General features: G+C 70.5%; 19 protein-coding genes and 5 pseudogenes. 9 read left to right on the forward strand and 15 right to left on the reverse strand.

The features are described 5' to 3' along the window. Window positions 1-182: 182 nt before the first annotated feature. The 4 genes and pseudogenes from AB0M36_RS07995 to AB0M36_RS08010 form a co-directional block, all read right to left on the reverse strand. Entirely contained in the window at window positions 183-2,072 is a 1,890-nt protein-coding gene (locus AB0M36_RS07995) for a SpoIIE family protein phosphatase (RefSeq protein ID WP_364154092.1), read from the reverse strand. 155 nt (window positions 2,073-2,227) lie between these two features. Beyond that, on the reverse strand, window positions 2,228-2,557 hold the full coding sequence (locus AB0M36_RS08000) for an STAS domain-containing protein (RefSeq protein WP_364154095.1): 330 nt from the start codon (window positions 2,555-2,557) through the stop codon (window positions 2,228-2,230). 300 nt (window positions 2,558-2,857) lie between these two features. Next, the gene (locus AB0M36_RS08005) at window positions 2,858-3,118 is read right to left on the reverse strand and encodes a S8 family serine peptidase (protein WP_364154098.1); all 261 of its coding nucleotides are present in this window, start codon (window positions 3,116-3,118) and stop codon (window positions 2,858-2,860) included. A 61-nt stretch (window positions 3,119-3,179) separates the two neighbouring features. Continuing rightward, window positions 3,180-4,310: pseudogene (locus tag AB0M36_RS08010) on the reverse strand (hypothetical protein); the annotation flags it as partial. Between AB0M36_RS08010 and AB0M36_RS08015 the strand changes: the two are divergent. Next, complete coding sequence (locus tag AB0M36_RS08015; RefSeq protein WP_364154298.1) at window positions 4,206-4,778, forward strand: hypothetical protein; 573 nt, start codon at window positions 4,206-4,208, stop codon at window positions 4,776-4,778. The pseudogene AB0M36_RS08010 and the gene AB0M36_RS08015 overlap by 105 nt on opposite strands. Here the strand turns inward: AB0M36_RS08015 and AB0M36_RS08020 are convergent. The 5 genes and pseudogenes from AB0M36_RS08020 to AB0M36_RS08040 form a co-directional block, all read right to left on the reverse strand. Next, complete coding sequence (locus AB0M36_RS08020; protein WP_364154101.1) at window positions 4,712-6,064, reverse strand: LLM class flavin-dependent oxidoreductase; 1,353 nt, start codon at window positions 6,062-6,064, stop codon at window positions 4,712-4,714. The genes AB0M36_RS08015 and AB0M36_RS08020 overlap by 67 nt on opposite strands. After that, complete coding sequence (locus AB0M36_RS08025) at window positions 6,061-6,978, reverse strand: TauD/TfdA family dioxygenase (protein WP_364154103.1); 918 nt, start codon at window positions 6,976-6,978, stop codon at window positions 6,061-6,063. Before AB0M36_RS08025 ends, AB0M36_RS08020 begins: the two co-directional genes overlap by 4 nt. Before the next feature lie 94 nt (window positions 6,979-7,072). After that, window positions 7,073-8,100, reverse strand: a pseudogene (locus AB0M36_RS08030) (ABC transporter substrate-binding protein). A 632-nt stretch (window positions 8,101-8,732) separates the two neighbouring features. Next, complete coding sequence (locus AB0M36_RS08035; RefSeq protein ID WP_364154105.1) at window positions 8,733-9,362, reverse strand: hypothetical protein; 630 nt, start codon at window positions 9,360-9,362, stop codon at window positions 8,733-8,735. Between the two features lie 62 nt (window positions 9,363-9,424). Then, window positions 9,425-12,367 (reverse strand): tetratricopeptide repeat protein, encoded by a 2,943-nt coding sequence (locus AB0M36_RS08040; RefSeq protein ID WP_364154108.1) that lies wholly within the window; start codon window positions 12,365-12,367, stop codon window positions 9,425-9,427. An 84-nt stretch (window positions 12,368-12,451) separates the two neighbouring features. Here AB0M36_RS08040 and AB0M36_RS08045 point away from each other — a divergent pair, with 84 nt between their 5' ends. Next, the gene (locus AB0M36_RS08045; RefSeq protein WP_364154111.1) at window positions 12,452-12,859 is read left to right on the forward strand and encodes a cellulose binding domain-containing protein; all 408 of its coding nucleotides are present in this window, start codon (window positions 12,452-12,454) and stop codon (window positions 12,857-12,859) included. 453 nt (window positions 12,860-13,312) lie between these two features. Further along, window positions 13,313-13,531 (forward strand): annotated as a pseudogene (locus AB0M36_RS08050) (tyrosine-type recombinase/integrase); the annotation flags it as partial. Here the strand turns inward: AB0M36_RS08050 and AB0M36_RS08055 are convergent. Then, complete coding sequence (locus AB0M36_RS08055) at window positions 13,528-13,944, reverse strand: hypothetical protein (protein ID WP_364154114.1); 417 nt, start codon at window positions 13,942-13,944, stop codon at window positions 13,528-13,530. The pseudogene AB0M36_RS08050 and the gene AB0M36_RS08055 overlap by 4 nt on opposite strands. Window positions 13,945-14,478: 534 nt before the next feature. On the opposite strand from AB0M36_RS08055, the gene AB0M36_RS08060 reads away from it, so the two are divergent. After that, window positions 14,479-15,039, forward strand: coding sequence for a hypothetical protein (locus AB0M36_RS08060; RefSeq protein WP_364154117.1), 561 nt, complete (start codon window positions 14,479-14,481; stop codon window positions 15,037-15,039). Window positions 15,040-15,043: 4 nt separating this feature from the next. Then, window positions 15,044-15,562: pseudogene (locus AB0M36_RS08065) on the forward strand (transposase); the annotation flags it as partial. 86 nt (window positions 15,563-15,648) lie between these two features. Here AB0M36_RS08065 and AB0M36_RS08070 read toward each other — a convergent pair. Together AB0M36_RS08070 and AB0M36_RS08075 are read right to left on the reverse strand one after the other, a co-directional pair. Beyond that, entirely contained in the window at window positions 15,649-16,014 is a 366-nt protein-coding gene (locus AB0M36_RS08070; protein WP_364154119.1) for a hypothetical protein, read from the reverse strand. 59 nt (window positions 16,015-16,073) lie between these two features. After that, complete coding sequence (locus AB0M36_RS08075) at window positions 16,074-16,466, reverse strand: hypothetical protein (RefSeq protein WP_364154121.1); 393 nt, start codon at window positions 16,464-16,466, stop codon at window positions 16,074-16,076. Window positions 16,467-16,735: 269 nt separating this feature from the next. Between AB0M36_RS08075 and AB0M36_RS08080 the strand changes: the two genes are divergently transcribed. The 3 genes from AB0M36_RS08080 (at window position 16,736) to AB0M36_RS08090 (ending at window position 18,758) form a co-directional block, all read left to right on the forward strand. Then, window positions 16,736-17,800 (forward strand): LuxR C-terminal-related transcriptional regulator, encoded by a 1,065-nt coding sequence (locus tag AB0M36_RS08080; protein ID WP_364154124.1) that lies wholly within the window; start codon window positions 16,736-16,738, stop codon window positions 17,798-17,800. Continuing rightward, window positions 17,800-18,390: a hypothetical protein gene (locus AB0M36_RS08085; protein ID WP_364154127.1), complete on the forward strand. Its 591-nt coding sequence runs from the start codon at window positions 17,800-17,802 to the stop codon at window positions 18,388-18,390. The genes AB0M36_RS08080 and AB0M36_RS08085 overlap by 1 nt, the downstream gene beginning before the upstream one ends. 107 nt (window positions 18,391-18,497) lie before the next feature. Then, window positions 18,498-18,758, forward strand: coding sequence for a hypothetical protein (locus AB0M36_RS08090; RefSeq protein ID WP_364154130.1), 261 nt, complete (start codon window positions 18,498-18,500; stop codon window positions 18,756-18,758). Window positions 18,759-18,845: 87 nt separating this feature from the next. On the opposite strand, the gene AB0M36_RS08095 is transcribed toward AB0M36_RS08090, so the two are convergent. Together AB0M36_RS08095 and AB0M36_RS08100 are read right to left on the reverse strand one after the other, a co-directional pair. After that, on the reverse strand, window positions 18,846-19,124 hold the full coding sequence (locus AB0M36_RS08095) for a hypothetical protein (RefSeq protein ID WP_364154132.1): 279 nt from the start codon (window positions 19,122-19,124) through the stop codon (window positions 18,846-18,848). A 43-nt stretch (window positions 19,125-19,167) separates the two neighbouring features. Further along, window positions 19,168-19,611, reverse strand: a pseudogene (locus AB0M36_RS08100) (Hsp20/alpha crystallin family protein). On the opposite strand from AB0M36_RS08100, the gene AB0M36_RS08105 reads away from it, so the two are divergent. Next, window positions 19,598-20,386 carry a hypothetical protein gene (locus tag AB0M36_RS08105; protein ID WP_364154135.1) on the forward strand — a complete coding sequence of 263 codons (789 nt, stop codon included), beginning with the start codon at window positions 19,598-19,600 and terminating at the stop codon, window positions 20,384-20,386. The pseudogene AB0M36_RS08100 and the gene AB0M36_RS08105 overlap by 14 nt on opposite strands. Window positions 20,387-20,441: 55 nt before the next feature. Here the strand turns inward: AB0M36_RS08105 and AB0M36_RS08110 are convergent, their stop codons facing one another. After that, window positions 20,442-21,335 carry an FAD-dependent oxidoreductase gene (locus tag AB0M36_RS08110; RefSeq protein ID WP_364154137.1) on the reverse strand — a complete coding sequence of 298 codons (894 nt, stop codon included), beginning with the start codon at window positions 21,333-21,335 and terminating at the stop codon, window positions 20,442-20,444. Window positions 21,336-21,423 lie beyond the last annotated feature (88 nt).

Consider the following 21,423-nt stretch of genomic DNA (forward strand, 5'->3'; position numbering starts at 1 on the left):
GTGGGCAGCCGCCGGTTCGGCCGCCGGGTTCCCTATCTTGCACCGTCAGTGGGTGCGACGCCAGGGCGTACACCCGTCGGTGACCGATCGTGATGTCCGCGCGAGAGCTCGGGAGCCGCATGCACCCTGCAGTGCCCCGGCTCGGGTCCGGTGATGCCCGGATGGCGCGGCTCGGGTGCCGCCTACCCGGCCGGGCGTCGGGCGGCGAGGATGCAGGTGTCGTCGTCGGGGTTGGCGGTGCGCAGTTCGCCAAGCAGATGATCGAGCGGGTGCGGGCCGGGTCCGGTTGACACACGATCGAGCGTGGCGATCACGGGGGCGAGGCCTTCTTCGAGGCTGTGGGAGCGGTGTTCGATGAGCCCGTCGGTGTAGAGCAGTAGCAGGTCGCCGGCGTCGAGGGTGGTGCTGGCGGTGGCGTACGCGGCCTGGTGCAGCGCGCCCAGAAGGGGCCCGTGCGGGCGCGGCAGTTCGACGGTGATGCCGGCTTTGGTGTGCAGCGGGGCGGGGTGCCCGGCCTGCGCCCAGGCCAGCTGGTGGGTGGTGGGCTCGTAGCGGGCGATGATCGCGGTGGCCGTGCCGGCTGCGGCGTCGCTGGCCTGGAGCAGCTTGTTGAGCTGTGCGAGCAGTTCGGCCGGGTGGGTGGTGGTGGTCAGGGTCAGGGCGGCGAGGGCGTGCCGCAGCTGGGCCATGGTGGCCGCGGCGTGCACGCCGTGGCCGGCGACGTCACCGACGGCCAGGATGACGGCGCCGTCGTGAGCGACGGCGGCGTGGTACCAGTCGCCCCCGACCCGGCTGGCCTGCTCGGCCGGAAGGTAGCGCACGGCGGCCTGCAGTCCCGGCAGGTCGAAGGGTGTGTCGGGGATGGGCAGCACGATCTGCTGCAGCTGGGCCGCGAGACGGTGCTCGGCGGCCAGGCTTGCCCGGTGCTCGCTCAGCTGCCGTTCGACCTCGGCCAGCTTGGCCCGGCTGGTCTCGCGGGCGGTGACGTCCTGCACGATGCCGTAGATCTTCACCGGCCGCCCGTCGACGTCACGGACCGCGTCGACCACGGCCCGCAGGTACTTGATCCGATCATTGACCCGGACCCGGTAGGTCAGCTCGACAGTCTCACCGCGGCCGAACGCCTCGGCCGCCTGCCGGCGTACCGGCTCGTCGTCGGGCAGGGCGAGGGCCTCGGACTCCTCGCGCGGCATGGGCCCGTCGGCGGGGTCGCGTTCGTAGATGCGGTACAGCTCGTCGGACCACACGGTGGCGTCGGTGACCAGGTCCCACTCTCCCCAGCCGAGGCTGCCGAGCCGCTCGGTCTGCGCCATGCGCTCGGCCAGGCGGGTCTGCTCGTCCTCACGGACCCAGGTGTTGAGCAGCCCCGGCCCGACCGGCTGCGTACGCACCGTCAGCATCAACTCGGTCGGCGACCCGTCCGAGCCGCCCACGTACGCAAAAGGCCCCACCTCACGGGCCACGCCGTCGATGAGCGTATCGCGCCACGCATCCCAGACCGGCCCGTCAACGATCGACGGGTACACCTCACCCACCCGGCGGCTGAGCAGCTGCGCGCCGCGGCGTCCGGACAGATCCACCACTGTCGGGCTGACCGCGACGAACCGGTAATCGACGATTTCCCCGGCCGGGTCGCGCTGCGGCATCACCGCGATGTGCTGGCCCGGCACGGTGTCCAACACCTGCTGCACGATGCCCGCCCAGTCCGGCACGCCACGAGCCCATTGCTGGCCGCGAAACGCAGGCTCGGGCGGACGTCGTCGATGGTGCGGCGCCGTGCGGGGTGGACGGTTCAGGGCCTCGTCGGCCGCGGAGCGCAACCGATCCGCCGGCAAAGGACCACCGAGCGTCTCCAAAGTGGCGACGACCTCGGCGGCCACCACCTGAACGTCACGGCTCTGCTCGGCGGCCAGCTGCCGCAGATAAGCGTGTGCCTCGTCGACCCGGCACCCGATCCGCCCGGCCAACAACCCGGCTGCCCGCTCACCCACCACATCGGCGCCCAGGTACGCCCGGCCGATCTTGGCGTCGAGTTCAGCGAGACGTTGCCGATAACCCTGGTCCTGCTCCATCGACGCCCCCGGCCCTGCTGATAGGCCCTGCGACAGGCGCCGCGGGGGCCGCCAGCCCTATGCCGTCGAAGTGTAGTCCCGCAATCCCGGACGTCACCCGAAAGCCTCACCCACAGCCGGCCGCGCGGGCGGAGCGTCCCCCGCACAGCAGGAGGTCACTCGGCGGCGGGTGGCTGCACCATTCCGAACGCCTCCAGCAACCCAGTCATCCGCAGCGTATCGAACACCTTCTCGCCGGCGTGCTCCACCCGGAAAGCCGCTCCCACCGCATCAGCCGCCTTCATCGCCTGCACCAACAGGCCGAGCCCAGATGAATCCAGGAACGTCACCGCACTCAGATCGACTCGGACCACGGCCGGTCGCCGCTCAGCGATCGCCGCCTTGACCGTCACGGCAGCCGGGCCTGCGTTGGAGAAGTCGACCACCCCGCGCAACACCACATCCACCACCGCGTCGGACCCGGCACCGATCGAGACCATCTCCATGCCGAATCTCCCGTCGCGTGCGTCACGCCTACGGTACGCCGCTCGGGCGACACGCTGGCCGCTGGCAAGTCGCAGGCTCGCGCGACGAAAGGCGGCAGCCCACCGCGGACCCGGCTCGGCCGTTTGATGCGCTCGTGGTCGGGGAGTTCGAACGAGCGCTCTGCGCCGGGCAGCTCGAAGATCTAATGCCGTTGTTAGACGAGCACGGCATCCAGATGTGGCGTTGACCCGGACTTGGGCCACGACAGGCGGCCCGGCGCGGGGTATGCCCGGCCGGGCCGTGGAGCGGTGTGACACGGGTCAGCTGGCGAGTGTGGCGGTGTGGAGCAGGCGGTTCGGGGAGCCGCTACCCCGGTTGGTGACCCCGCCGCTCGTGGCGGCCCCGACGGTCGCCGTGTTGACGCTGGTCACTATCATCCCGCGGTGGGCGGCCAGGTAAAGCGCGACCGCGCCGGCGACGTGCGGCGCCGAGAACGACGTGCCGCTGCCGGTGTAGGTCGCGGTGTTGTTGGTCCGCCACGCGGAGGTGATGCTGACGCCGGGTGCGAACAGATCCAGCACGGAGCCGGACCCCGATGATCTGGGCATTCTTGGCGATGCCGTAGGTGGAGCCGGCCGCTACTCCGGCGACGAAGGTTCCGTGTCCGTTGCCGTCCTGGGCGATGTTGTCGCCCTCGACGGCGTCGCAGCCGTAGGAGGCGCGATTCCCGAATTCCTGATGGGTGATCGTGACGCCGGTGTCGATCACGTAGACGGTCACGCCGGCGCTCGGGCCGTACGTGTAGCTCTGGTTGAGTGGCAGGTTGCGCTGGTCGCTGCGGTCCAAGCCCCAGGGCGCCGCCTCAAGAGGCGGTACTGCATCACGAGCGGTACGACGCCGCGGCCGACGAGCACATCGCCGAATACGACAACCGGCTGTCGGCGTACAACAGCCGATTCGGTCTTGAGGGGAACTGGTCGGACCGGGTGCTGGCGCGGCAGCGTGGTCCGGAGTCCATGTTCGGCCGGCATGCCCTGCGCGCGACGCTCGAGCGCTTGGGCCTGCCATCACGCTGACCACGACCTCATCCGGGTCGGGCTGCTCGGAGTCACCCGTCCAGCCGGCAGCCAGGCCGGCTGGACGGGGAGGTTCAGCGCAGGAGCTCGGCGGCGTGTGCGAGGGTGTGCCCGGCGACATTGCGGCCCAGGCGCAGGCCGGCCCGGTAGCGCGGCGAGCCGAGGGCTGGTGGGGGAGCGGGCCGGAACCGGTCGGCGCGGCGCAGCAGGAAGGGCCGGGCGAGGCGGTTGCCGTACTGAATGGCCGGGGCGTAGGTGGGCGGCGTGGGCTGCCAGACACCGGGCGTGGCGGCGGGGACCGGGAAGGCGGCGTTGACCGAGGTGGGGCCGAGTCCGTCGCCGGAGCGTGCGGCGAGGAGCTCGTCCGCGGCTGCGCGGCCGGCGGCGAGGCCGCTGTCCCGGGGGGCGTGTCCGGGATGGTGGTGAGATCGGCGGCCAGTGTGGCGTTGGCGGCGGCGGCCTGTGCCGGGATCAGCGTGACGAGGGTCCGGTGCACGGCGCCGGCGAGGGCGGCGCGCTGATAGGGCAGTGAGCGGGCGCCGGTTTGCGCGCGTGCGGCGGCGAGCCAACCGATCGCCCAGGTGCGCCGCCGTTGCCCGGCGCCGCCGCCGACGCCGCCGTCGGGGTCGGTGAGCAGTTCCAGCGCCGGGCTGTGGTCCAGGATGCGCACCCCGGCCCGTTTCACCCGATGCCGCATGGTGCGCAGGTACTGCGGACCTTGCAGACTGCCCCGGCGCTGCCGCCCCGCTTCGTCGACCGGGTACGGGTACCCCCAGGCCGCGAGGTCGGCGAGGCGCCGATAGGCCTCGTCGACCGTGCGGAGCATCCAGCCGCGATCGGTGAGGTGTCCGGCGCGCGCCTCACGCTTAGCCACGGAGTGATCCCGGGCGGCCGGGTCGCGCGGTACGTACCAGACGTTGTTGCCGCCCGCGGCGGCCGCGCCGCTGGTGCCGCAGTAGCCCTTGTCGGCGAGCACCATCCGGGCGTCGGCCCCGGCGGCGGCCCCGGCGGCGGCGACGGCGGCGGCGACGGCGGCCCAGGTGCCCGCCGGGCCGCCGCCGAGGACCAGGACGTCCGCGTCGAGCCGCAGATCGTCTGTCACGGCCGGGCAGCCGTCGGCTGTCGGGCGGCGGTGTTGCGGTTCGCGGGCCGGGGCAGCCCGTAGTGGTCCCGCAGGGTGTGGCCGGTGTAGTCGGTGCGGAACCGGCCGCGCTCCTGCAGGATCGGCACCACCCGGTCGACGAACTGCTCGAGGCCGTCGGGCAGCACCGGCGGCATGATGTTGAAGCCGTCGGCGGCGCCCGCGTCGTACCAGCCGGTGATGGCGTCCGCGACCTGCTCGGGGGTGCCTGTGAAGGTCAGGTGGCCGCGGCCGCCGCCGAGCCAGGCGATGATCTCGCGGACGGTGAGCCGTTCGCGGCGGCCCAGGTTGACCACGAGCGTGCGGCGGCTCTTGGCCCCCTCGAGCTCGTCCTCCTCCGGCAGGTGCGCCGGGAGCTCGGCGTCCAGGCGCAGGTCGGCAACGTCCACGCCGAGCAGTTCCGCGAGGCCGGGCAGGGCGAACTCCGGGCGGATCAGCCGGTTGAGTTCGGCGTCGAGCTCCCGCGCCTGCGCCTCGGTGTCGCCGATGACGGGCACGATCCCCGGCAGGATCTTGACGTGGTGCGGGTCGCGGCCGTGTTCGGTGGCGCGCCGCTTGAGGTCGTCGTAGAACTGCTGTGCGTCCGCCAGCGTCTGGTGTGCGGTGAACACGGCCTCCGCGTACTTCGCCGCGAAGGTACGGCCGTTCTGCGACGAGCCGGCCTGGACCAGCAGGGGGTGGCCCTGCGCGGAACGGGGCACGTTGAGCGCGCCCGCGACCCGGTAGAACCTGCCCGCGTGCGCCGGCGGGTAGATCCGGTCGCTGTCGCCCCAGACCCCGCGCTCCTTGTCCGCGAGGATCGCCTCGTCGTCCCAGGAGTCCCATAGCTTGAGCGAGACGTCGACGAACTCGGCGGCCCGCTCGTAGCGCTCGGCGTGCGCGGGCAGATGGTCCAGGTTGAAGTTGCGCGCCGCGTCCAGACCGGCGGTGGTGACGATGTTCCACCCGGCCCTGCCATCGCTGATCAGGTCCAGCGACGCGAACCGCCGGGCCAGGTTGTACGGCTCGTTGTACGTGGTGGAGGCCGTGGCGATCAGCCCGATCCGTTCCGTGGCCGCGGCCAGCGCGGTGAGCAGGACGGTCGGCTCCAGAGTCCCGGACGGACGCCGTTCCACCTGGTCCCACAGCACCGGGCCGTCGGCGAGGAAGAGCGAGTCGAGCTTGCCGCGCTCCGCGATCCGGGCCAGGTTCCGGTAGTGCGCGACGTTCACATGGGCGTACGGGTCGCTCTGCGGCAGGCGCCAGGCGGCCTCGTGGTGCCCGACCCCCATGAGGAACGCGTTGAGGTGCAGCTGTCCCGGCCGGCTCATGCGGCGTCCGCCTGCGGGGTGTAGTGCCCGGCCTCGTCGCCTTCGATGACGTAGCTCCGGGCGCCGTCCGAGCCGACCGGCACGTCACCGGCCACGGTCACCCGGTGCAGCTTGCGGGGCAGATCGCCGTAGTCGTCGGCGGCGTAGTGCTGGGTGGTCCGGTTGTCGAAGATGACCACGTCGCCGACGGCCCAGCGGTGGCGCAGGGTGTTCTCCGGCCGGGTCACGTACGCCTGGAGCAGCCGCAACAGGTCGCGGGACTCCGTGGCCGACAGCCCGAGGATGCTGCTGGCGAAGCCGCCGATGAACAGGTTCGGCAGGCCGGACTCGGGATGGATGCGGACCACCGGGTGCGCGGTGCGGTAGCGCTGGGAGACGAAGACCTTGTGGTACTGCTCGGCCTCATCCGTGCGGAACTGCGGGTGCGGCGCATAGTCGTGCTCGTTGGTGTGCACCGCCCACAGCCGGTCGGCCAGGATCCGTAGGTGCTCCGGGAGGTCGGCGTACGCGGCGGCGGTGTTGGCGAACAGCGTGTCCCCGCCGTACGGGGGGATGACCAGGCTGCGCAGCGTGGTGGCCTTGGGCGGGGCCACCACGAACGTGACGTCGGTGTGCCAGGCGTTGGCGCGGGCGCCCTCGCCGCCCTCCACGTTGAGCACGTTGGCGTTGCCCTCGACGGACGGCACGGTGGGGTGCGCGGTGGTGAGCGGTCCGAATGCGGACGCGAACCGGACGTGGGCGTCGTCGTCGAGCTGTTGGCCGCGCAGGACGAGCACCTTGTGCTCGACGAGGGCGGTGTTCAGCGCGCGGATCGTGCCGTCGTCGAGTGGCCGGGCGAGGTCGAGGCCGACGATCTCGGCGCCGAGGCGACCGCCGATGCGGCGGACGTCCGGGATGCTGGGTGCGAGGGTCACGGTGAGGGTCCCTTCTAGTTGGTCGTGCGCCAGGTCGAGGAGCGGCGTTCGGTGAGGACGAGGAGCTGGTTCACGATCAGCTCGATTTTGGTGGTCACTTCGCCGCCCCGGCGGCGAACGGATTGAACTCGTTGGTGTAGACATTCGCGGCGCTGACCTGCTTGCCCTTCAGCTCACCGGACCGGTCCAGCCAGTCGATCCAGGTACTGAACTCCTTGTCGCTGATCAGACCGCCCTGCCCGGCGACCCCGAAGCTCTTGAAGTACCGCAGGGTGCTGGTGTCCTCGTTGCGACCGTGCGCATTGATGATTTTCTCGAACCGGGCGATGACCTCCGAGCGCGGCGTGCTCCGCGACCACTCGATGGCCTTGGCCACACCGGCGACGAACGCGCGTACCGTGTCCGGGTTCTTCTTGATGAAGTCCTGCCGAAACACGTAGCTGCCGGCGCTGAACTCGCCGAGCAGGTCGTAGTCGGTGTACAGGGCCCGCACCCCGCCGCGGGCGACCGCCTTGTCGCGCAGCACCCCGCTGAGCGCGGCCACGTCGATCTGCCCTGCCGCAACGACTGATCGGTGTTCACCGGCGGCACGACGACCAGCTCGACCTGCTTGATCTCGGCATCGGTCAGGCCGTTGCGGGTCAGGTAGGTTTTGGTGATCGCCTCGGCGTGCGCGCCCAGGGTGTTGACGCCGATCTTCTTGCCGATCAGGTCTCGGGCATTCCTGATCGGGCTGTCGTCCAGAACGTAGAACCCGTTGAACGTGTCCTTGTTCGCGCCGTAGTAGCCGATCACCGCTTTGATCGGGGCCTTCGAGGCGGCGAGCTTGACGACGGCGCCGTTGAAGGCGCCGCCGAAGTCGACGTCGCCGGTCGTGGCCGCCTGGATGTCCTGCGGGCCGCTGATCGTGTTGCCGATCCACTCGAGCTTGACATCGCCCAGGTAACCGAGATCCGCGGCCAGCTCCGGCAGCGTCACCTGCCCCACCCAGCCTTGATACCGCAGCTCGGTCACCTGTTTGCCGTCGGCGGCGCTACTGGCCTTTCCGCAACCGGCGAGAGCCGACGCGACGAGCAGGGCGCTTGCGAGGACGGCCGCCAGGGCGGATCTGTGGAATCTCATCGGAACTCTCCTCGTGGTCGGGTGACAGCGGCCAGTCGGGCTGGCGGTCGCTCGTGGACGGTGGCCATCGCTGCGCAAGCGGCGGCTCTGGTGCGTGCGGAGACTCGGCAGGCGTGCTCGTCCAGCGAAGGCACAGTCGTGGGTGAACGCGGGCGCGCTCGGCGTACGGTGCTCAGAGGTCGCTCTCGGATCACCCGAGGCGCTGCCGGCAGATGGCGGAGTCGGCGTTACCGGAACGCAGCCAGATCCGCGGGTCGGGTCCGTGGAGGTTCGGTCGCGGCGGGACGGGCTGACCGGACGGCACCGTTGCACGGCTGGATCGGTCCGTGGGAAGCGACCGGAGCCTGACGCTCGGTCAGGACGCGGGTGTGCTGCGCTTCGCCGGCGGACTCAACAGGTGCAGGTGCACACCCGGAGAAAGTCGACGAAGCGGCGCCGGGTAAGACGCTTGCTCCGTTTCATGCGAGCAACGTAGCTGGTGGACGTCGCTCGGGGTGGTGTCGCAAGGGGCACTCCACCCTGGGGAGGGGATGACGAGGTGAGGAGAGCGGCGGCCATGACGCAGGACGTTCCATTCGCGCCGGCGCCCACACCGCATTGCCGCGGCACCTGAGGCAGCGGGCATGCCTATCTCAGTAGACCTCCAGACCGATGGAGAAGCCGTCCGGGTCGTAGGCGTTCGAGTCGTATGCCCATCCGCTGAACCCGCCGCCGTCGTACAGCCACGGCGTGAACTGCCGGAGTCCGTTCTGGTCCCGCCCACCGAGGTCGACGGTCTTGATGGAGGCTCGGATGTCGTAGAGGTCGATACCGGCCGGCATTGTCCGGGTCTCCAGGCAGACCCGGACCCGGTCGGGGTCGAAGAAGTTGGCGTCGAACGCGTCCGGGCTCATGCTGCCGCCCTCGCTCGCCCACCTGGTCCACTGCACCGGCCCGCGCTCGCTGCCGTTGCGGTCCTCGACCTGGATGCCGAACCGCAGGTCACGGTCGCCGAGCCGGCCGCGCGGGGCCGGCATGAGCTGCACGCGGGCGCCGTCCGGGTCGAACGCGTTCGGGTCGCCGGCCCACTCGGAGCAGCCGCCGCCGAAGGTGGCGAACGGGGTCATCTGCATCTGCCCGACCTCGCTGCCGTTGTCGATGAGCTGGATGCCGAGCTGGAAGTTCGGCAGGTCGGAGTCCGCCATCGCCGGGGTGGCCCCGGCGAAGGCCAGCATTCCGGCGGCCGTGGCGATCGCCAGCGTACGAAGGATCGCTCGTCGCATTTGTTCTGTCCCTCCTGGTCATCGGTCGATGTGCCGGGACGGAACGTAGGACGGAGCGCTGGTCAGGCACTGGACGCCGGCGGGCCGGTGCTGGACAGCCCGCGGACGGCTCGCTCCCGCTGGTGGTGGTCGCCGATCTCGGCGGCCAGGGTGAGCGCCGCCTCGTGGTATGCCCGCGCCTGTTGCACATGCCCCGAGGCGGCCAGCGCCTCACCGAGGCTGTTGCCGGCGTTCGCCTCACCAGCCCGCTCACCGAGGCGGCTGAAGGTAACCAGCGACTCCCGCAGCAGGTCCAGCGCGGCGGCGTGGTCACCGGCACCGAGCCGGGCCAGGCCGAGCGCGTCGAGCGCGTACCCCTCGCCGGCCGGCTCGTTGTTGTTGCGGCACAGTTTCAGGGCCGTCCCGCACAGTTCGGCGGCCCGGTCGTGGTCGCCCTGCCGCAGCGCGATGTGCCCCAGGCTGATCAGCGCGTACGCCTCGCCGACCGCGTCGCCGGTGCGCCTGTTGATGGTGAGCGCCGCGCGCAGCCGCTCCTCGGCCGGGCCGGGCAGCCCGCGCCGCAGCAGCACCTGGCCGAGGTTGCCGAGGGCGCGGGCCTCGCCGGTGCCGTCGCCGGCCGCCCGGCACAAGATGATCGCCTCGTCGAGCCGGTCGGCCGCCTCGGCGTACCGGCCCTGCCGCTCGTGCAGGTGGCCGAGGTTGCCGAGCGCGCGGGCCTGCGCGACCGGGTCGGAGATCTTCGCGGCCAGATCGGCGGCGTGCCGCAGCCGGAGTTCCGCCTGCGGGTACCGCCCCTGTTGGGCGAGGATGACGGCGAAGTTGGTCTCCAGGTGCGCCTGCTGGCGGGTGTCGCCGAGCTGTTCGGCGGCCCGCAGCGCGTGCGTGTGCAGGGTGGTGGCCTCGTCGTGGTGCCCGCCGGCCTCCACGTAGCGCAGCAGTACCAGGGTCAGTGCGGTGGTGTGCGCGGGCAGCCCGTGTCGTTCGGCGTGCACGGCGACCGCGACCAGGTTGGCCCGTTCCGCGTTCAGCCAGGCGAGGCTGCGGGCGGCGGTGTCCAGCGACGGCCCCGGTGTTTCCGGGGCTGTGCCGGCAACGAGGCGGTGCCGTTCAGCCGGGTACATGGTCTCGACGGCGGTCTGCGCGGTGTGCCGGTAGTAGTGCAGCAGCCGGTCCAGGGCGGTGTCCCGTTCGTCGTCGTCGGCGGCGAGCCGGGCGGCGTAGGCCTGCAGCAGGTCGTGCAGCACGAACCGGTCGTCGTCGTGGCGCCGGATCAGGTGCGCCCGGGTCAGCTCGTCCACCGCCCGCCGGGTGACGGCCGGTTCCCCGCCGCAGAGCGCGGCCAGGGCGTGGCCGTCGATGTCCGGGCCGGGATGCAGCCCGAGCAGCCGGAACACCCGGGCTGTCGCCGGTGGCAGGTGGCCGTACGACCAGGAAAGCACCACCCCGACGTCGGTCTGCGGGTCCGACCCGGTGGCCAGCAGGTCCAGGCGCCGGTGCCGGTCGGACAGTTCGTCGACCAGCGCGGCCAGCGGCGCGGTGCGGCGCATCAGGGCCAGCTCGGCCGCGATCCGTAGGGCCAGCGGCAGGCGGGCGCACTGGACGGCGAGAGCGGCCACCGCATCCGGTTCGCCGTCGGTTCGTGACCGTAGCAGCCGGCCGGCCAGCGCGACCGCGTCGGCGAGCGGCAGCAGGTCCAGTTCAAGGCGGTCGGCGCCCTGCCTGGCGACCAGCCCGGCCAGCGAGTCCCGGCTGGTCACCAGCACCACACACGATCCGGTGCCGGGCAGCAGTGGGCGGACCTGCTCGACCGTGGCCGCGTTGTCCAGCAGCAGCAGTACCCGTCGGTCGGCGAGCAAGCTGCGGAGCCGGGCGGACCGTTCGGCGAGGTCGGCCGGCACCGAGTCGGCGGGCAGCCCGAGCGAGCGGAGCAGCCCGGCCAGCGCGTCACCGGCGGCGACCGGCTGCTCCGGGTGGTATCCCCGCAGGTTGACATAGAGCTGTCCGTCCACGAACCGGTCCCGCGCGCGGTGTCCCCAGTGCACCGCGAGGCTTGTCTTGCCGACCCCGGCGGTCCCGGACAGCACGATGATCCGTAGCGCCTCGCCGGGGTCGTCCACGAGCCGGTCCAGCTCGTCGAGTTCGGCCTGACGGCCGGTGAAACCCCCGGTGTCGGGCGGCAGTTCGGCGGGCGGCGGCGCCGTCCGCGCCTCCGGCGGATGCGGGGGTACGGCGACCGGCCGGCCGGTCGATGCTGACATCGTCCGGCGCACCGGCTCCTCGGCCAACAGGGCTTCGTGCGCCGCGGTGAGTTCCGGCCCGGGGTCTACGCCCAGTTCCTCGGCCAGTTGTCTGCGTACCGTCTGGTAGGTGTCGAACGCCTGGGCCCGTCGGCCCGCCGCCTGGTAAGCGCGGATCAGCCGGGCCTGACCGGTCTCGTCCAATGGGCGGGCGGCGGCCGCCTCGGCGAACAGCCGGACCGCCCGGTCGGTGCGCCCGTCGGCCAGCATCGCCGCGGCGTACCGGGTCAGCGCCGTCCTCCGCTCTTCGGCGAGCGCGATCACCGCCGGATGGTGGCTGAGCACCGGCACGTCGGCGAACGGCTCGCTGTGCTGCCACAGCAGCAGCGCCTCGCCGAGCCGACGGTCGTCGTGCTCCTGCCCGGCCAGTCGGACCAGCCGCCGGAACTCGGCCAGATCGACACTGCCCGGCGGGGCGTTCAGCCGGTACCCGTCCCCGGCCCGCGGGATCAGCTCGCTGGGCTGCCTGGCCGAGCGCCGCGGTTCCAGGTGGCGGCGCAGGTGCTTCACCCGGGTCTGCAGGATGTTGACCGCGCTGTCCGGCGGCTCGTCCGCCCACAGGGCCTGGACCAGTGCGGACCGGCTCACCGGCTGCCCCTCGGCGAGAAGCAGCAGCCCCAGGACGGCCCGCTGCCCGGCCGGGCCGAGATCGGCCGGTTCCCCGCCGACCCAGGCCCGGGTCAGGCCGAGAACCTGTATCCGTAGCACCAGTCTCCATCCAGTCGTTGTCCAGTGGCGACCGTCATCGTCTGCTATCGAGCATGGAGAGCACGAACGCAGAGGGGAACGGGTATGTCGCGAATCTTTCGGTTACTGGCCGCGGGGCTACTGGGCCCGGCGATCACCCTGCCAGCCGCCCTGCCGGCCCCAGCCGTCGTGGCAACTGCGGCGGTGGGTTGTTCCGTCGACTACCAGGGGCGGCAGGTGGACGCATCGGTCCATCTTGCAATGTTGATGATCACCAACACCGGCACCGAGCCGCTCGAGGGCTGGACGCTGCGCTTCACACTGCCGTCCGGGCAGACGATCCTGCTGATCAAGGGCGCCTCCCTGGAGACAACCTCGGGCGCGATCGTCGCGCACGACATCGTCACGAACGCGACCGTCCGCCCCGGCGGTACGGTCACCGTCTCCTACCAGGCCTCCGGCCAAGCCACCCGGCCAGCCGCGTTCACCGTCAACAGCGTCCCCTGCACCTGACAGGATCCCCGGCCAATCTCCGCTGGCCCAGCAACCCACTCCTTGAACACGGCCTCCGCGACGGCACCCAACAGGCGTATCGACAATGAGAAACTGCGTCATTGTTGGACCAAGTCGACCAAGCCGATCATGAGACCGAGGATCCGCGCCCAGTTCAACCGCCGCCTGCGTTTGCGCAGGTCATCGACGGTACTTCGTCGGGCTGGCAGTGTGCTGGCTCAGGACATCGCAATGGGTGTCTCGGGTATCGGCATGGCGCCGTAGCCGACCCGCTGACCTGCCGGCGGGTGCGGCGTGTCGAAACGTCACCTCGGCATCACCGCAGTCCTGGCCGGCACGTCGCAGTCCGACTTCGCCCGCACCAGCGGCGTCTCGCAAGGCTGGATCAACCGGATCCTGACCCGCGCCGGGCAGGTGACACCCGCTCCAGGGAGATCAACCGAGCCGCGCTGTGACCGGGTGCCTTGGGGTGCTCAGTTGCACGCGTTGCGGCAAACGTCCGCGACGCGGTTGGCGGAGGATGGGGCGAACGCGTCGGAGATCAGGCGATCGCTGGGGCATCGGTCGTCGACGACGTCGCAGAACTACATCGAGGTGACGGCGGCGCAGACGCGCGCGGCGGTGCGGGCGAACCGCACCAACCGCGCGCTGGACGGTCTGGTCAGGTCTTAGACGATGACCTCCCGGCCGCCGTACTGGATGACGGTGCCGGGCGGGCCGCAGATGCCGCGCAGGTCCTGCTGGCCGGTGACGACGGGGCTCCAGTAGGTGACGTTATCGTTGCAGACGATGAACAGTCGGACGGCGCCGGCGGTGATGTTGCAGACGAAGTCGACGTAGTAGACGGGTCCTGGTGGGATGAAGACGTTGCAGCTTCCCTGAACGAGGTTGGTCTGGAAGCCGGACATCGGGATGCCCTTGCCAGTGGTGGTGGCCGGCGCCTTGCCGAAGCCGAGTTTGGCGGCGGCGAGGGCGGGCGCGGCCTGTCGCGGACCCGCGACGGCGGTGGCCGGTGTGCCGATCAGGAAGCAGGCTGCGGCAACTGCGGCGAGCGCCATGGTCACGAGGGATTTCGGTCGGTGCATGTTTCCTCCCTGGTAGGTGTGACCAGTCTGTGAGGGGGGCTTGGACGGGAACTGGACGGCGGCTGGACGGCATTGGCCGTGCCTTCTCCGCGGCCTGGGAGCGGATCTGGCGGACAGGGCGCCATCGGGACGGCCACCGTCACCCGAACAGCAGCGAGTCTTCGTCCGTCCCAACGGTCATGTAGGGCGAAGGACGTCACTCCGGTAGGTGGTCGCGGTCGACCTTCGAGTGCCTCTTAGCGAACGCTGGCGTCGGCGAGCGCGGCTGGCGGCAGGCCGGCGTGCTGCCACATGCGGGCGTACAGGCCTGCGGCGCTGGCGTTGAGCCATACGCGCTGGCTGATTTCGTACAGTGAGCCGTTTCAACCTGACGTTGCAGCTCAGAACCGCTGACGGGTGGCGCATGGGCCGGTGTCGAGGTCAGGAGAGGCTTTCATGGTCGCCGGTCACTGACCCGACACTGACGGGACCGTGACGCCGCAGTGCCAGCCTTCTCACGGCCGCAGGAAGCGGCTCAGCAACGAGGAGGAAGCCATGGCCCTTTCCAGCCCGCGGCGCTGGATCATCGCGGCGGTCGGCGTGCTGCTGCTGGGCGTGCTCAGCGCCGGGCAGTCGCGGGCCAGTCAGCCGTTGAAGATTTCGAGCGAGGTCCTCTCCGACGACATCGTCTCCTGTAACGGTGGCGCGCAGGAGCAGGTGCTCGTACAGATCAACAACGCCCCGACGCCGGTCGTAGAGAACGGCGCGTGGGCCCCGCTGCCCGGCATGCAGGTCAACTTCAACGTGCCGAACGGCGACTCGGACCACTTCCTGATCCAGGTCAGCTCCGAGACGATCCTGGACAACCAGGACGCTGGCTACAACTGGCCCGGCGACCATGTCGCCATCCAGATCCTGATCGACGGTGCGGTCGTGGTGACCGACCACATCCTGACCACCGACGCCGGGCAGTCCAACGCGCTGCAAACGTGCAAGCGGCTCGGAGCCGGTGCGCACGTCGTGACGGTCGAATGGATGGCGGTCGACCTGCTAGGCAACGCGATGCTGACCGGTGAGATCGACAACACCGTCCTCCACGTCCAGCGCAGCGACTAATCCGGTACGAGCTGCGAACGCCTCCACGCCGGGCGTGGAGGCGTTCGGCCGTACGGCGTGCAGCGGCGGCCCACCTCAGAGGCCGGTTGTGACGTTCTGGTGGGCTTGGCCGTGGACACGCTCGGGCTGATCATCGCGGTAGTGGTGACCGCGGCATCGGTCACCGACACCGTGATCGGCGTGCGCCTGCGGAACAAGGTGGCCGAGCACACTGCGACCGTTACGCGGGCCTGGGTCGACGCCGGGTTCAAGCACGACTTGGCGATCCACGGTGCCGTCCTCGGTATCGACGTGGAGGTGGAGGTGGTCAAGCGCAGCGACACGAAGCCGGGGTTCGTACCGATCGCCAAGCGGTGGGTGCTCGAGCAGGTCCAACGGCACATTGATGCTGCACCGCCGCCTGGTCCGCGAGTACGAGAGCCGTCCGGAGTCCTCGGTGTCACGCACGCTCTGGGCCTCGGCAGCCAATCTCATCCGCCGGCTGACCGGCACCAGCACACCGTCCTGGCGGGACCCGGCATGAAACACGGCCACGATCCTCACCGGCCTCTGAAAGAACGGAGGGGGTCCGTGCCGGCGCACGGTCCCCCTCGTCATCGGCGCGCGGGATCAGGCCAGCGAGCCGCCGCCTCCGCTGCCCGAGGACTGCAGGCAGACGGCGAAGTACATGCTGCTCAGCCCCTCGATTGCCTTGCTCTTCGACTCGAAGTCACTCCAGAAGTTGGCCGTCACACTACCCACTTCGATGCCGTTGTATGAGTCGTAAACCCGGCATGTGACCTTGCCCGAACCCGGCCGGGCGGTGACGGTCACCGCATTGTCCCTACCGGCCGTGACGTGACCGGTGGTGCAGCTCATACTCTGAATCGAGCACCCACTGGAGGCGAATGCCGGTGAGGCCCCCACGCTGATGACGGCGGCGCCGGTCAGGGTCGCGAGCGAGAGGCCGATCACCCGTCGTGCCTTCTTACCCATAATCGTTCTCCTTTGCTGTGATGGATCGCTTACGCGGTCGTCGGTCGTCGTGGGCCTGCCTAGCCGCTGATCGATCCCTCGCCGCGACTATCGGCAGAGCCTGTGCAGACCAGGAAGTAGCTGCCGTACACGCCGCTGATGTGCTTGGACGTCCGCCACCACGGGGTGCTGGAGGTGACCGAGCCGACCTGGACGCCGTTGTTGGCATCGTGCGCGCGGCAGGTGATCGAGTTGCCGGGCCAGGTCGACATGGCCGAGATGCCGATCTGGTGGTTGCTGTTCGCCGTCACCGTTCCGCTGCTGCACCCGTACTCGTTTAGTCCGAACGAGCAACTGGCCGCGCCGGCCGCCTGGGCCGGCGCGGCCGGCAGCGCCACCAGAGCCCCCGCCGTGAGGGCGGCGGCGACAACGCCGCCGCGCATGGCCCTGGTCAGGGATCGCTTACGCTCCATGAAGTCCTCCGTGTATCTCGTCGTCCCGGTGCCGATTCGGCTCGATGGCGTGGCAATTGCGCCATCCGGGTACCGCCGCCGTCGAGATCCGCGGGCAGATTGGCTGCGCAACCGCGCAACGATGGTCGACAATGTCGGGCCGGCCCGTCGGAGGGCCCGGACCGCCCGGCCGCGCGTTGCGCAAATGAGCAAGGAAACGGCGAAGGGGACTAGCGCCGGAAGGGTCGGACGCGGTTCAGTTCGCACAGTTGTCACGGGGGAGGCAGCAGGTGACGTTGGCGCAAGGACCGGCTACGCGGCAAGGAGCGGCTACGCAGCCGCGCTTCGGTCCGGCGGTCGTGCCGTCGCTGGGCCGGTGGGGCCTGTCGGCGCACGCGGACCTGGCGTACCGGACACTGGCTCTGCTCGGGCCTGGTACCTCCCGCCTTCTGGCCCGGCACCTCGGTGTCGAGGTGGTGCGGATCAGCCGGGCGCTGGACGAGTTGGCCGCCGTCGGCGCGGTGCGGATCCGCGTCCAGGGGCGTTCGCGGTACTGGCATGCCGTCGCCGCCGACCAGGTGTTGTCAGTGCTTCAGCAACGGCGTGCCCCACAGCCGTGGAGTGAGCAACTTCGCCGACACGTGGCCGCGGTGTCCAGCCTGCACCTGGAGCGGATCCCGACGGCTGCCGTGTGCCGACTGCCGACCAGGCCAGCCGCCCGGACCCGCATCGCCGAACTGGTCGCCGCGGAACGCTGCGAACATCTGGCCATCAACACCGAGGACGTGATCAGCGCGGACGCCGCCGCTGCGGCAGCCCCGCTCGACCGGTCACTGCTGTCTCGGGGGGTCCGGATGCGCATGCTGGGACTGACACCCCGCAACGGCAGCCACGGCAAACGACTCCCCACCGGGGCCGATTACCGCGAAGCCGCGTCGTTGCCGTTGAAGCTGATGGTGTTCGACCGGCGCGCCGCCCTGCTCCCCGCGGATCCGGCCAACTTCGAAGCCGGGGCGGTCCTGCTCACCGACCCGGACGCCGTGGGCCACCTGACCCAGCTCTTCTACAAGATCTGGAGTACCGCCCGCGACCCCTACCAGCACGAGGTGCCCACCATCATGCTCAGCGCCCGGGAACAGGCCATCGTGTCCCGGCTCAGCGCCGGTCACAGCGAAGCGGCAGCCGCCGCCGAACTCGGGCTGAGTCGCCGCACCGTCGTCTACACCCTGCGCGCGTTGATGGATCGCCTCGGCGTCGACAACCGCTTCCAACTCGCCCTGGTCCTCGGTGCCGCCCGCGCCGTACCTCTCCCGGATGTCTGTCCATCGACCACCCGGAACACGCAGGAGTCCTGATGCGAAATCCTCGCCACCGTGCAGTCACGATCGCCGCGGCGCTGGCCACCCTGTTCCCCGGCGCTGTACCCGCCGCTGCTCAACCGGCTGCCCGGCAGGCGGAGCCGGTGCCCTGGGCCATGGCACCATGTGCCACCGCACACCTGTCCGAGACCGAACTGGACCCCGACGGGAGCTGGTTCGTCACATTCGGCGGCGCCGTCCAGTGCGTACCGGTGGTCAGCGGTGGTGGGATCCGTCTCGCCACGTATCCGGCGGGCGAATCCACCGGTACCGCGCCCGGATACAACGTCCGGTTGTTCCCGTCCGCGGATCCCGGCGCGTCCCGCGCCTTCGGTGCCGCGACCATGCCGCGGCGGGCCACGGGCGAGTACGGCGTCTGCGTCCTGGCGGGCGACGATTCCCGCATCTCGTGCGCACGGGTGACCATCTCCAAGGACAGCTCAGGCGTTCCACGCGCCGCGACGGAACCGCTCGATCCCGACGCCCCACTGGTCACCAAGCAGGTCGTCGCCGGAACCTACACCGGCACCGTGCATCCACCCACCCGACCCGGCAACCCCGTCGGCGTCTGCGGGACCTGTTTCTGAAGCATCCTCGCGCACCGTCGGGCCTGAAGACCCGCGGACGGGGACGTCTGGAACGCGGTCACGGTGACCCTGTCCACCAGGCCATCATGTCGTGCTGCACCGGCGGCGTGGTCTCCGTCATTGGCGTGTACGGCGGCCTGCTCGACAAGTTCCCCGCCGGCGCCTGGATGAACCGGTCCTTGACCCTGCGCACCGGACAATGCCACGTGCAGCGCTACATGAAGCCTCTGCTGCAGCGCATCGAACGCGGCGAGATCGATCCCACCCGGATCATCACCCACACTCTGCCACTCGACGAGGCCGAGCGCGGCTTCGACATCTTCAAGAACAAACAAGAGAACTGCGAGAAGGTCGTCCTCAAACCCTGACCGGACGCGGCCTTGAACCGGCCGGGAGCCCCGCGGAGGGAGGGGCTCCGCGGGGCTGTTGTGCTCGGTGATTTCCGTCGACTGGTCTCACGGAGGCGAGCGTTGATGCCGCCACCCGTTGTCCGGCTCGCGATGCGTCAGCCGCCGTTCGGCTTCGATGACGGGCGCGAACGAGTGTCCGGCTGCCGGCGCGGACCGTTGCGGGGATGCCGGTGGCGGAGGCCCGGGTGGTGTTTGCCAGGATGCCGCGATCAGCTCGTCGAACTCCGCGCGGAGCAGCTGCTCGTCGTGGCAGACCAGGTCGATGAACGCCGAGCCGGCCAGCGGGGCAGCTGGCGGCTCCGCGCCCGTCACTGCGGTGTCCATGGCAGCCTCCTGCAGAGTTCACTCGACCAGAGGAGTGCTCCGGTCAGGCATTGATCGCGGCCTGCTCGCCGGCGTGGACGGCGACCTTCACCTTGCGCGGTTTCGCCTTCTCCACCACGGGGATCCGCACCACCAGCACGCCGTTGTCGTAACCGGCCTGAATGCGCTCGCTGTCGAGCACGTCACTGAGGATCAGTTGCCGGGAGAACACCCCGAGAGGCCGCTCGGACGCTTAAACCTGCGCGTCGCCGCCGAACTCCAAGGGGCGCCGCTCGGCCTTGACGGTCAACACGTTGCGTTCGATGTTGACGTCGATACTCTCGGGTGCCACGCCGGGCAGGTCGAAGGCCACGATGTACTCGTTGTCGGTGCGGTAGGCGTCTATCGGCATCGCGACCGGCCGTGACCACGTGCCGGGCCGGGGATCGCCGAACAGCTGCCGGGTCAACCGGTCCATTTCCTGGAACGGGTCGGTGCGCATCAACATTGCTCTACCTCCGAAGTTCGGCTACTACGGGTTGCCAATGCGCTTATCAACCGTTTTACCATGTCGTCGGAAAGACGACAAGAAGGACGTCAACGAAGTGATGACGGGGTGGCGTGTGGGCGAGTCGGAGCACGACGACGGCCAGACCGGCTTGGCCCAGATCATGGCCGCCACCAGCGCGGCCGAGCCCCCGAACCGCGAGGTGGCGCTGGCGGCGCTGATCACGCTGCGCCGCCTACGGGAGCGCCTGAATGCTTGCGAACCCGAGCTCATTGCCGCCGCCCGCGCGGCGGGGGCCAGCTGGGCCGACCTGGCTCCCGCGATGGGGGTGACCAGCCGGCAGGCCGCTGAACGCCGCTACCTGCGAATCCGCCGTACCGACCGGGATGAGGCCAGCGTCACCGCTGACCAGCGCGTCACCGCCGAACGCGACCGCCGCGCCGGCACCCGCGCCGTCGCCGAATGGGCCCGCGCCAACAGCGCCGACCTACGTCAACTCGCCGGCCAGGTCACCGCCCTCACCAACCTGGGCCCCCAGGCCCAGGCCGGCATCGACCAGCTGCACCACGCTCTGGGCACCGCCGACCCCACCACGCTCCTGCCCCTGCTCGCCGCCATGCAAGAACACCTGCAAGCGCACCACGGCACCCTCGCGCAACAAGTCAGCACCGTCTCTCACCACGCTGACCACATACGCCAGAGCACCCAACAACGACGCGAATACGACCGCCACGCGGGCTCGACACAGACAGGCCGGACGGCAACGACCCCCTGACGCGGAGCAAGACGGACCCTGCTGGGGGGTCGCCAACGAACGGTCCGAATAGGGATCAGCCGAGGACCAGATCGGCGACATCGTCGGCGCAGCCCCACGACATGGTCATGCCTGCGCCTCCGTGTCCGTAGGCGTACACGATGCGCCCTTGCGGGCTGTCGACCGCCTCGACCCGCGGTCCGCCGCGGCGGGCGGGGCGCAGCCCGACCCGGTCGCCGAGCACCCGCGCTCCGCGCAGTTGGGGGACCACGGCCGTGCACCGGTCGATGATCGCCGCCCGTTCCCGCGGGTCGGCCTCCAGGCCGGTACGGTGCGGCTCGAAGGTGCCACCGAGGACGGTGTCATGGCGACGCGGGTGGACGTAGGTGATACCCGCCGGGTTGTCTTCGTCGCGCACCGACTCGTCGAGGCCGGGATTGGCGACCAGGACGAGTTGGCCGCGTACGGGATAGACGTCGGGATCGGTCGCGGCCAGACCGGTGGCGTTGACCACCACCGTCGACTGCCCGAGGAGTTCCGACGGGTCCTCGACGTGGCGTCGCACGAAGCGGCCACCCGACGAGACGATCCGGTCGCGCAACCACGGGAGGTACAGGTCCATCTCGGTCAGTGGTGCGGTGAAGCGCAGCTCGTGCGCCGAGATCGTCGCATCCGGCGGCGCCCACCAGGGCAGAGCGGCGCGTACCAGCATCCGGGTACGCCGCAGCAGCACCCCTGGCACCCCGGCCTCGGCCTGCCGCAGGAACTCGGCGTAGCTTCGCTCGACCCACCGTTGCACCCGAGGTTCCGGATCGGTGTGGGTCGGGTACCAGACCGCAGCCGCGACCGCCGACACCGTCTCCAGGGTGTCGGCGGCACAGACGACCGTCACCCGCGCCCCACGTTGCTGAAGCCGGATCGCCGCGGTCATTCCGATGATCCCGCCGCCCAATACCGTCACATCTGTCATGGGCGCATCGTGCGCAGGGCCCGTCCTGCGTGGCCAATAACTGGTGCCGTACTGCCCATAAGAAGCGGCTATCACGGCGGTCCACCTG

The organism is Actinoplanes sp. NPDC051346, from assembly GCF_040682215.1.
GTDB lineage: Bacteria > Actinomycetota > Actinomycetes > Mycobacteriales > Micromonosporaceae > Actinoplanes.

What these genes read in the sequence shown, in the direction of transcription:
- AB0M36_RS07995 (WP_364154092.1), bottom strand. Translation starts at nt 2,072, where the DNA reads ATGGAGCAGGACCAGGGTTATCGGCAACGTCTCGCTGAACTCGACGCC.
- AB0M36_RS08000 (WP_364154095.1), bottom strand. Translation starts at nt 2,557, where the DNA reads ATGGAGATGGTCTCGATCGGTGCCGGGTCCGACGCGGTGGTGGATGTG.
- AB0M36_RS08020 (WP_364154101.1), bottom strand. Translation starts at nt 6,064, where the DNA reads ATGAGCCGGCCGGGACAGCTGCACCTCAACGCGTTCCTCATGGGGGTC.
- AB0M36_RS08035 (WP_364154105.1), bottom strand. Translation starts at nt 9,362, where the DNA reads ATGCGACGAGCGATCCTTCGTACGCTGGCGATCGCCACGGCCGCCGGA.
- AB0M36_RS08045 (WP_364154111.1), top strand. Translation starts at nt 12,452, where the DNA reads ATGTCGCGAATCTTTCGGTTACTGGCCGCGGGGCTACTGGGCCCGGCG.
- AB0M36_RS08055 (WP_364154114.1), bottom strand. Translation starts at nt 13,944, where the DNA reads ATGCACCGACCGAAATCCCTCGTGACCATGGCGCTCGCCGCAGTTGCC.
- AB0M36_RS08060 (WP_364154117.1), top strand. Translation starts at nt 14,479, where the DNA reads ATGGCCCTTTCCAGCCCGCGGCGCTGGATCATCGCGGCGGTCGGCGTG.
- AB0M36_RS08070 (WP_364154119.1), bottom strand. Translation starts at nt 16,014, where the DNA reads ATGGGTAAGAAGGCACGACGGGTGATCGGCCTCTCGCTCGCGACCCTG.
- AB0M36_RS08075 (WP_364154121.1), bottom strand. Translation starts at nt 16,466, where the DNA reads ATGGAGCGTAAGCGATCCCTGACCAGGGCCATGCGCGGCGGCGTTGTC.
- AB0M36_RS08085 (WP_364154127.1), top strand. Translation starts at nt 17,800, where the DNA reads ATGCGAAATCCTCGCCACCGTGCAGTCACGATCGCCGCGGCGCTGGCC.
- AB0M36_RS08095 (WP_364154132.1), bottom strand. Translation starts at nt 19,124, where the DNA reads ATGGACACCGCAGTGACGGGCGCGGAGCCGCCAGCTGCCCCGCTGGCC.
- AB0M36_RS08110 (WP_364154137.1), bottom strand. Translation starts at nt 21,335, where the DNA reads ATGACAGATGTGACGGTATTGGGCGGCGGGATCATCGGAATGACCGCG.